The 9,373-nt window shown below is 72.2% G+C and carries 11 protein-coding genes and 1 tRNA gene; 7 read left to right on the forward strand and 5 right to left on the reverse strand.

What is annotated here, in order from left to right; all coding sequences use genetic code 11:
* A partial coding sequence (locus ACFCY7_RS37970; RefSeq protein ID WP_376490648.1) for a YdcF family protein occupies positions 1-299 on the forward strand: 299 nt, incomplete at its 5' end.
* Between the two features lie 30 nt (positions 300-329).
* Here ACFCY7_RS37970 and ACFCY7_RS37975 read toward each other — a convergent pair.
* Positions 330-2,171: an alkyl/aryl-sulfatase gene (locus ACFCY7_RS37975; RefSeq protein ID WP_376490649.1), complete on the reverse strand. Its 1,842-nt coding sequence runs from the start codon at positions 2,169-2,171 to the stop codon at positions 330-332.
* Positions 2,172-2,325: 154 nt separating this feature from the next.
* On the opposite strand from ACFCY7_RS37975, the gene ACFCY7_RS37980 reads away from it, so the two are divergent.
* On the forward strand, positions 2,326-2,607 hold the full coding sequence (locus ACFCY7_RS37980) for a hypothetical protein (RefSeq protein WP_376490650.1): 282 nt from the start codon (positions 2,326-2,328) through the stop codon (positions 2,605-2,607).
* A 20-nt stretch (positions 2,608-2,627) separates the two neighbouring features.
* Here the strand turns inward: ACFCY7_RS37980 and ACFCY7_RS37985 are convergent, their stop codons facing one another.
* Entirely contained in the window at positions 2,628-3,830 is a 1,203-nt protein-coding gene (locus tag ACFCY7_RS37985) for a protein kinase (RefSeq protein ID WP_376490651.1), read from the reverse strand.
* A 228-nt stretch (positions 3,831-4,058) separates the two neighbouring features.
* On the opposite strand from ACFCY7_RS37985, the gene ACFCY7_RS37990 reads away from it, so the two are divergent.
* From ACFCY7_RS37990 to ACFCY7_RS38005, 4 genes are all read left to right on the forward strand, one after another.
* Positions 4,059-4,937 carry a glycosyltransferase family 2 protein gene (locus ACFCY7_RS37990; RefSeq protein ID WP_376490652.1) on the forward strand — a complete coding sequence of 293 codons (879 nt, stop codon included), beginning with the start codon at positions 4,059-4,061 and terminating at the stop codon, positions 4,935-4,937.
* A gap of 718 nt (positions 4,938-5,655) precedes the next feature.
* Positions 5,656-6,150, forward strand: a complete 495-nt coding sequence (locus ACFCY7_RS37995; RefSeq protein WP_376490653.1) for a DUF5994 family protein — start codon at positions 5,656-5,658, stop codon at positions 6,148-6,150.
* Positions 6,147-6,503, forward strand: a complete 357-nt coding sequence (locus ACFCY7_RS38000) for a PRC-barrel domain-containing protein (protein ID WP_376490654.1) — start codon at positions 6,147-6,149, stop codon at positions 6,501-6,503. Before ACFCY7_RS37995 ends, ACFCY7_RS38000 begins: the two co-directional genes overlap by 4 nt.
* A 30-nt stretch (positions 6,504-6,533) precedes the next feature.
* Entirely contained in the window at positions 6,534-6,704 is a 171-nt protein-coding gene (locus ACFCY7_RS38005; protein ID WP_376490655.1) for a hypothetical protein, read from the forward strand.
* A 270-nt stretch (positions 6,705-6,974) separates the two neighbouring features.
* Here the strand turns inward: ACFCY7_RS38005 and ACFCY7_RS38010 are convergent.
* The 3 genes from ACFCY7_RS38010 to ACFCY7_RS38020 all read right to left on the reverse strand — a co-directional run bounded on the left by ACFCY7_RS38010 (position 6,975) and on the right by ACFCY7_RS38020 (position 8,781).
* Positions 6,975-7,048 (reverse strand) — tRNA-Pro (locus tag ACFCY7_RS38010).
* Positions 7,049-7,086: 38 nt separating this feature from the next.
* Positions 7,087-7,824 (reverse strand): Pr6Pr family membrane protein, encoded by a 738-nt coding sequence (locus tag ACFCY7_RS38015; protein WP_376490656.1) that lies wholly within the window; start codon positions 7,822-7,824, stop codon positions 7,087-7,089.
* 18 nt (positions 7,825-7,842) lie between these two features.
* Positions 7,843-8,781 (reverse strand): metallophosphoesterase, encoded by a 939-nt coding sequence (locus ACFCY7_RS38020; protein WP_376490657.1) that lies wholly within the window; start codon positions 8,779-8,781, stop codon positions 7,843-7,845.
* 74 nt (positions 8,782-8,855) lie between these two features.
* Here ACFCY7_RS38020 and ACFCY7_RS38025 point away from each other — a divergent pair, with 74 nt between their 5' ends.
* Positions 8,856-9,320, forward strand: coding sequence for a GatB/YqeY domain-containing protein (locus ACFCY7_RS38025; RefSeq protein WP_376490658.1), 465 nt, complete (start codon positions 8,856-8,858; stop codon positions 9,318-9,320).
* Positions 9,321-9,373: the final 53 nt, after the last annotated feature.

Here is a 9,373-nt window from a genome sequence, read left to right on the forward strand (position 1 = left end):
AGGACCGCTCGCGCACGACCGCGGAGAACATGCTGCTCAGCAAGGAACTGATGGAGCGGGACCGGCCCGGCTCCTCCTGCGTCATCGTCACCAACGACTTCCACGCCTTCCGGGCCGCCCTGACGGCCCGGAAGGCGGGCGTGGACGGCCAGGTGGTGGGCTCGCCGACCGCCGCCTACTTCTGGCCGTCGGCGACCATCCGCGAGTTCGTCGCGGTCTTCCTCCAGTACAAGGTGGTCAACCTCGGGATCTGCCTCACCCTGATCCTGCTGGGGTTCCTGGCGTGGGTCGTGAGCTGAGAGCGGCCCGTCCGGTCCATCACGGCCTCCTCACGGGGTGACGATCGGGAACTGGGGGTCGGGCTTCGTCACGTACGAGAAGAGGCGGGCGAGCAGTGCCGCGTCGCCCTCCACGCCGACCCCGAGGTCCTGGGGACTCCGCCCGGCGAGGAGGCCGAGGAGCTGGGCCCTCCCCCCGAGGGTGAGGGTGAGTCCGGCGGGCGTCCGGGGCGCGGCGACCACCCGGTGCGTCAGGGCTCCGTTGTGCAGGGTGAGGCGCCGCCGCTCGCCCGCGTCCGTCGGGCCGTCGAGCAGGACCAGGTCGATCGTCAGGTCGTCGTCCCAGGCGCGCGGGCCGTCGATCGCGACGGCCACCGAGTCGATCAGCATCGGGACGGTGAGGGCCATCGCCATCTCGGGGTTGGTCACGTCGACCATGTCGCCCCCGACGCCCTCGCGCAGCTCCTGGGCGCCGCGCAGGTAGAAGTTGCGCCAGGTGGCGTTCTCGGCGCCGTACCCGAGGCGCTGGTACACCCCGGCGAGCACCTCCTTCGCCTCCCCGTTGCCCGGGTCGGCGAAGACCAGGTGGTTGAGGAGGGTCGCGGCGAAGCGCAGGTCGCCGTCCTCGGCGTACGCCCGGGCCTTGGCGAGGGCGTCGGCGGGCCCGCCGGCCACCTCCACGTACCGCCGCGCCAGTTCCACGGGCGGCTGCTCCCAGAGGTGGGCCGGGTTGCCGTCGTACCAGCCGAGGTAGCGCTGGTAGATCGCCTTGGTGTTGTGGCTGAGCGAGCCGTAGTAGCCGCGGCCGTGCCAGGCCTTCTCCAGGGCGGGCGGCAGCTCGATCAGCTCGGCGATCTCGACGCCCGTGTGCCCCGCGTTCAGCAGGCGGAGGGTCTGGTCGTGCATGTACGCGTAGAGGTCGCGCTGTTCGGCGAGGAACGCCACCACGTTGTCGTGGCCCCAGGTGGGCCAGTGGTGGGAGGCGAAGCCGACGTCGTACCGCCCGTGGAAGTACTCGATGGCCTCGTCCAGATACCGCGCCCAGATCCGGGAGTCGCGGACGACCGCGCCGCGCAGGGTGAGCACGTTGTGCATGTTGTGCGTGGCGTTCTCCGCCAGGCACAGGGCGCGGTGGTCGGGGAAGAGGAAGTTCATCTCGGCCGGCGCCTCGGTGCCCGGCGTGAGCTGGAAGACGATCCGCACGCCGTCGACCGTCTCCTCCTGCCCCGTCTCCGTGATGTCCACGGTCGGCGGGATCAGGCTGATGGTGCCGGTGGAGGCGCCCTGCCCGAGCCCCACGCCGATCTGGCCGTCCGGGGCCTTCGGGAGCCCCACGCCGTACATGTAGCTCGCCCGGCGGGTCATCGCGTTGCCCGCGTACACGTTCTCGCTGACCGCGTGCTCCAGGAAGCCCGCGGGGGCGAGGATCGGCACGCCCTCCTCGGTGCCGTGCGGGAGGACGCCCCGGACGCCGCCGAAGTGGTCGCCGTGCGAGTGTGTGTAGATCACCCCGGTGACGGGCCGGTCGCCGCGGTGCTCCCGGTACAGCGCGAGGGCGGCGGCCGCCGTCTCCACGGAGATCAGCGGGTCGATGACGACGATCCCGCGCTCGCCCTCGACGATCGTCATGTTCGAGATGTCCAGGCCGCGGACCTGGTAGATCCCCTCGGTGACCTCGTACAGCCCCTGCCGCGCGCAGAGCCGACCCTGCCGCCACAGACTGGGGTGCGCGGTGTCCGGGCACTCCGCCTTGAGGAAGTCGTAGGCGTCGTTGTCCCAGACCACGCGGCCGTCGCCGGCCGTCACGACTCCTGGGACGAGCGCGCCCAGGAATCCGCGGTCGGCGTTGCCGAAGTCGGTCGTGTCCTCGAAGGAGGGCAGGATGTCGCTCATGTGTCCGGGGGCTCCGTTCCGCGCGGGCCGGTGGTTCGGCGTACCGACCCATCTGAACACCGGGCCACTACGACCGCACTTCGGAGCGGCGGGACCGCCGGACCGTACCTACTCTGGAGATACGCGTCCCACTCCGGCGGCACGGAGGTGGCCCATGAGGGCACGCCACCACTTCCACATCGACTATCTCGGGCACTCGGTCTCCGCGACCGTCCAGACCGGCCACACCCCCGTCGTCGAGGTCCTCGTCGACGGCAAGGAGACCGGCTACGCCACCACCAAGGACGACCGGCCCGTCACCGTCCCCATCGAGCTCCCGACCGACCCGCCGACCCCCGTGACGGTCCGGGCGACCCCGGGGCCCGGCGTCCCGCGCTGCCTGCTCCTCGCCACGGCGGACGGAGAGGGGCAGGTGATGGCCCCGAGGCTGTACTGAACCTCCGGCTCGGGCCCGGCTCAGGAGAGCCAGGCCATCCCGATGATCAGGAAGACGACGAACGCGATGGCCCCGGCCACCGCCGCCGTCTTCCGCGGCCGCCGTCTGGACAGCTCGGCGAGCCCGGCGCCGGCGCCGCCCGGACGCTCCCGCCTGCGCGAGGCGCCGCCGGGCGCGGCCATGGGACCGGTCGAGGGCCGGGACGCCGAGCGGGGCGCGGACCGGGGTGCCGACCGGGGGGCGGAGCCGGGCGCGGACCCGGGCATCGGCGCGGTCCCCGGCATGGGTACGCCTCCGCGCGCGGGTGCGACGGCCCCCGGCATCGGCGCCGAGCCCGTCATCGGCATCGGCATCGGCGACGGTGTCGGCGTCCGTGTCGACATGGGCATGCCCGCCGGGGCGGGCTGCGAGTAGGCCCGCCACGCCCCGGAGGAGAACCAGTCCGCGATCGACTGCGCCGAGGGCCGCTGCACCGGCTGCTTGGCCAGCAGGCTCAGCAGGTACGTCTCGAACTCGGGCGGCAGCACCGCGCCGAGCCGGGTCGGCGGCACCGGCGGGGTGTCGATGTGCTGGTACAGCAGCGCCGTCGCGGTGTCCGCCCGGAACGGCGGCCGCCCGGTGAGCAGTTGGTAGAGCACGCAACCCAGCGAGTACACGTCGGAGGCGGGCGAGGCCGGCTGCCCGAGGGCCCGCTCCGGTGCCAGGTACAGCCCCGTGCCCACGATCTGACCCGTCGTCGTGAGCGCCGCCGAGGGGTCGTCGACGAACCGCGCGATGCCGAAGTCGGCCAGCTTCACCGTCCCCTCGGCGTCGACGAGCAGGTTCCCGGGCTTGATGTCCCGGTGCACGACGCCCTGCCGGTGCGCGGCCGCGAGCCCGGCGGCGGCGTGCGCGGCCACCGAGGCGACCCGCTCGGCGGGCAGCAGCAGCGGGTCGGACGTACTTCCCGCGAGGCTGGAGCCCTCGACCAACTCCATGACCAGGAACAGCTTTCCGTCCCAGGTGCCGAAGTCGAAGACGCCCACCACGTGCGGGTGGCTCAGCCGCGCCGCGGTCTGCGCCTCCAGGCGGAACCGGTCGGCGGCCGACGGGTCGGTCCCGTGCGCCAGCATCAGCTTCACGGCCACGGCCCGCCCGAGCACCTCGTCGGTGGCCTGCCACACCTCGCCCATGCCGCCCCGGCCGATACACACGTGAAGCCGATATCGGTCCGCGACCAGCACCTGGAGACCACCCTTTCGACGATCGATCAACCTGACGGAAGGGGACAAGCGTAGAGCCGCCCGCCACGGCGCCACGCGGCGCTCCCCTCCCCGCGGCCCCCCGGACGTGACGACCCACCAGGCATGACGGCCTGCCGGCGTCCTGCTGCACGCCTGGTGAACGCGAGGTGGCGCCCGGCGGCTAGCATCGCGGCCCGGAGTATTCACGCGCGTGGGACGGAGTGGGTCGTGGCACGACCGCGTATGGGTGTGGCGGTACTGACGATGGGCACCCGCCCCGCCGAGCTGCGGCTGCTCCTCGACGCCGTGGCGCGGCAGGACGAGCCGGCCGCCCGGATCGTCGTCGTCGGCAACGGCACCGGCTCGCTGCCGGAGCTCCCCGAGGGCGTGACGGGCGTCGAACTGCCCGAGAACCGGGGTGTGTCGGGCGGCCGGAACGTCGCGATCGAGACCTTGCGCGCGTTCGGCGACGTGGACGTGGTGGTCGACCTCGACGACGACGGCCTCCTCGTCGACACGGACGTCTTCCGCCGCCTCGCCGACCTGTACGCGGCCGACCCCGCCCTCGGCGTCGTCTCGTTCCGCATCGCCGACGAGACCGGCGAGACGCAGCGCCGGCACGTCCCCCGCCTCGGCGCCAAGGACCCGCTGCGCGGCGGCGAGGTGACGACCTTCCTCGGCGGCGGCCACGGCCTGTCGATGCGGATGCTCGACCGCGTCGGCGGCTGGCCCGAGGAGTTCTTCTTCACCCACGAGGAGACCGACCTCGCCTGGCGAGCCCTCGACGACGGCTGGAAGGTCCTCTACGCCCCCGAGCTGCTGCTCCAGCACCCCAAGACCAGCCCGGCCCGCCACGCCGTCTACTACCGGATGACCGCCCGCAACCGCGTCTGGCTCGCCAAGCGCAACCTCCCGGCCCTCCTCGTCCCCGTCTACCTCGGCGTCTGGACCCTCCTCACCCTCGCCCGCACCCGCTCCCTCCCCGGCCTCGCCGCCTGGTTCGCCGGCTTCGCCGAAGGCCTCCGCCGCCCCTGCGGCCCCCGCCACCCCATCCGCTGGTCCACCGTCCGCCACATGACCCGCCTGGGCCGCCCCCCGATCATCTGACCCACCCCTTTGGGGGGGGGCGGCTTCCCCCGGGAAGCCGCCCCCCCAAAGCAGAAACAGGTGAGGCCGGTACTGGAATCAGTACCGGCCTCACCTGGTGTTACGGCCGTCGGGGTATCGGCTGCCAGACGGCTCCCGGGAGGGACACCCCTACGGTGCCTGTCGGGAGCGAACCCGTGCCCTGGGCTTGGGAGAGGGCCCCCGCCGCTACCTTGCTGATGTCGAGCGGCTGGTCGGGTCCGCCCGGGTGCCGGAGGTTTCCACGACCAGTGCCCGCGCGGGCCTCGTGGCGGCGGTCGTCACAACGGCCCCAGCGCATTCACTCCGCCGAGGCCGCCCTTTCGGATCGCCACACGTGAGCGTGCTCGATCCACGTTCAATCCTACGACCGCGGGGCCGGACAGGCCGAGTGGGAGAGCGGGCCCGGGGCAGTCCGGTTCACCCGCGTTCTTCTTCTTCGGCCTCCATGCGGCGGATTCCCTGGTGGGTGAGGGAGGCCATCGCGGGGGTGTTGCCGGGTTCCCAGCCGACGGTGATCAGGTGTCGCCATGACCCCAGTGGTCGGACGAGCCGTTCTGACCAGGTGGTTTCCTACCGGGCACGCCGTCCGGGCGATGGTCGCGGGCATGGCCGCAGGCGCGCGGGGTACCGTGAGACCACGGCGGTATCTCGCCGGCCGAGAGGTGTCGGCGGCCCCGCGCAGGGCAGGCGGACCACCATGGCCGAATCCGATGCTCCCACCCCTCCCAGGCTTCTTCCGGACGAGATCCACCGAGCGGTGAAGCCCGGCACGGCCCTGCTCCGGCTGCAGACGACCCATTCCCGCGAAGGCATCCTCGACGGCGCCTGGTGGCCCCGCTCCCGTGACATCGCGACCGAGCTGCCCGACCTGATCCGGGCGCTCACCACGCACCTCGGTCCCATCACGCGCGTCGGCCTGGACACCGATGCCTGGGAGGAGGTTCCGACCCGTGTGGTCGTCGACGACCGGGTCGTGCGCCTCGATTCCTTCCCCGTCGGCGACGGCACCGTCCTCATCACCCGTGGCGACACCGACCACTTCGCCCTCCTGGTGGTGCCCCCGGACACGACGTCCGACGCGGCGCGTGACGCCATGGCCCGTGCGGTCGACGCCGGCAACGTCACCCGGGCCGCCGAGATCCTCGTCGCCACGCATCCCGAACCAGCGACACACCGCCAGGAGTCGGCATGATCCAGATGGCAGACATCCGCGAGTGGAGAACCCGCGACGTGGTGGACGCGCGGGGCCACAGGATCGGAGAGCTGGAGGCGGTCTACGTCGACACCAGCACCGACGAGCCGGCCATGGCCACGGTCCGCGTCGGCCTGCCCACCCGACACCGTCTGGTGTTCGTCCCCCTGGACGGTGCGACGGTGGGGCCGGACTACGTGAAGGTCGCCCATGACAAGGCGCTGGTGAAGCAGTGCCCTTCGATCGGCAGCGACGACGTACTTCCCGCCGAGGACGAGGAGGCGGTCTTCCGGCACTACGACCTCCCCTACCAGCCCGGGGCGAACGGCGAACGCCAGCTGGCCCGCCGCTGAGCTCCCCAACCGACCGAGGAGGTGGCCCTCGTGTCGCTCTTCCTGGCCCTGATCATCGTGGCGATCGTGCTGGGCATCATCGGCGCCGTCGTCGACGGACTGCTCTTCCTTCTGTTCATCGGCATCGTGCTGCTCGTGGCAGACCTCCTCTACATCGCCATGCGCACACGCCGCTCCGCCCGCCACCGCCCGGTCCGGTGACCCGACGCACCGGTCGAACCGGTCTGGACAGCGAAGAAGCCCTGCCCAGCCTGGAAGAACAGTCGGTGTAGGCGTCCTTCGCCACGATCATGTCCGCGACCAGCCACTCGGGGACGGCGGTGACCGAGGAGGTCTACCGGAAGCGGATCCGGCCCGTGACGCAGCGGCCGTAGACACGCGCGGAGCGGTCGTCACGCAGATAGACACGCAGACAAAAACAGGTGACCCACCTAGCAATGTTGCTAGGTGGGTCACCTGGTCTTACGGCTGTCGGGGTGGCGGGATTTGAACCCACGACCTCTTCGTCCCGAACGAAGCGCGCTGCCAAGCTGCGCTACACCCCGATGTCGCTGCTCTGTTCTTCACGTCGCGGCGACATCGCTTACTTTAGCCCACGCGCGCGCTCAGACGAAATCCGGTATTCGGGGGACGGCGGGGCGGGTCGGATGTGGTCGAGGCCGACGATGGCGAGGCCGAGGAGGTAGAAGGCCGCGCCGAGGACGACGGCGTTGAGGAGGACGCCGGCGTAGCCGTGGAGGGTGACGTCGAGGAAGGGGTACGTGTAGCGGGCGGCGGAGCCGGGGGAGAGGAGCGCGCCGCGGGCGAGGGCGAAGGCGAGGTAGAGGCCGGGGGCGGCGAGCCACTGGGCGGCGTGGCGGAGGCGGAGGGCGCCGGGCGCGGTGAGGAGGAGGAAGTCGAGGGCCGTGCCGAGGGGGGTCACGGTGTGGAGGAGCTGGTTGGCGACGGCCCGCGGCCCGCTGAGGCGGGCGATCTCGGCGGCCTGGTTGAACTCGCTCGCCGGGTTGTCGAGGACGAGGTGGAAGACGAGGCCGACCACCGCGATGCAGAGCAGTGCCCCGCCGGTCCACAGCGCGGGCAGCGGGGGGCGCCGGGTCCAGGCGCGGGTGGCGCCCCGGCCGAGGACGACGGCGACCAGGATGTTGGACCAGATCGTGAAGAAGCTGAGGACGACGAACACGTTCCCGTGGACGCACTCGATGACCAGGCCCGTCACCGCGGACAGGGCGATCAGGGCCCGGAACGCCGCCGCGTACGGCCGGCGCGGGGCGGGGGGCACGACGGCGGCGGCCGGGGCGGTCGCGGAGCGGGGCGTGATCATGCCCCCCACCGTAGGTGCTCAGGGGCGCGCCGTCAGGGTGAGCAGGGTGGCCTCGGGCGGGCAGGCGAAACGGACGGGGGTGTACCGGTTGGCGCCGCAGCCCGCGGAGACGTGGAGGTACGAGGTCCGGTCGGCGACCGTGTGCGTGGAGAGCCCCTTCACCCGGTCCGTGTCGAGGTCGCAGTTGGTGACGAGCGCCCCGTAGAAGGGGATGCACAGCTGCCCGCCGTGGGTGTGCCCGGCGAGGATCAGCTCGTACCCGTCGGCCGTGAAGGCGTCGAGTGAGCGCAGGTACGGGGCGTGGACGACGCCCACGGTGAAGTCGGCCGAGGCGTCGGGGCCGCCGGCCACCCGCTCGTAGCGGTCGCGCTTGATGTGCGGGTCGTCGAGGCCGGTGAACGCCAGGTCGGCGTCGGGCAGCTTCAGCCGGCCGCGGGTGTTGGTGAGGTCCACCCAGCCGGCCGCGTCGAAGCCGTCCCGCATGGGCTCCCACGGGTTGTGGCGGGCGCCGACGACGGGCCCGTTGCCGTTGAGCCCGTGGCGGCCCTGGGCCTTCTCCTTCAGGTAGCGGCCGGGGTTGCGGGGCGTCGGCCCGTAGTAGTCGTTGGAGCCCATGACGTACACGCCGGGGAACTCCATCAGGGGGCCGAGCGCGTCCAGGACCTCCGGCACCGCGTCCGGGTCGGAGAGGTTGTCGCCGGTGTTGACGACGAAGTCGGGGCGGAGCCCCGCGAGGGACTGGAGCCAGGCGCGCTTCTTGCGCTGGCCGCACACCATGTGGATGTCGGAGACCTGGAGGACCCGCAGGTCGCGCATGCCGGGCGGGAGGACCGGGACCGTCACTCGGCGCAGCCGGAACGAGCGGGCCTCGAAGCCGGCCGCGTAGACGAGTCCGGCCGCGGCCGCCGCCGTCAGACCTGCCGTGACCTTCAGGGGGATCCCGTACCGTGCGCGCATCCCCCCATCGTCGCAGACCCGCGTGGCGGAAATGCGCGGGCGGGTGGGGCGGGACACCTGCCACACTTGACCCCATGACCACGCTCAAGGAGAAGCTCAAGGCCGACCTCAACACCGCGATCAGGGACCGCGACGAACTGCGTTCCTCGACCCTGCGGCTGACCATCACCGCCATCACGAAGGAGGAGGTCGCGGGCAAGACCAAGCGCGAACTCTCCGACGACGAGGTGCAGAAGGTGATTGCCAAGGAGGCGAAGAAGCGCCGCGAGGCCGCGGAGGCCTTCGCCCAGGGCGGCCGTCACGAGTCCGCCGAGCGGGAGAAGGCCGAGGGCGTCCTGCTCGACGCGTACCTGCCGAAGCAGCTCAGCGACGAGGAGCTCGACGGGATCGTCGCGGCGGCCGTCGAGGAGGCGAAGGCGGCGGGTGCCGAGGGTCCGCGCGCCATGGGCGCCGTGATGAAGATCGTGAACCCGAAGGTGGCCGGCCAGGCCGAGGGCGGCCGTGTCGCCGCCTCCGTCAAGAAGCTGCTCGCGGGCTGATCCGCGCCGATCCGGCGCTCGATGCGCGAGAGGGCGCCCCCACCAGGTGGGGG

Source organism: Streptomyces sp. NPDC056361, assembly GCF_042262805.1.
Taxonomy (GTDB): Bacteria; Actinomycetota; Actinomycetes; order Streptomycetales; family Streptomycetaceae; genus Streptomyces.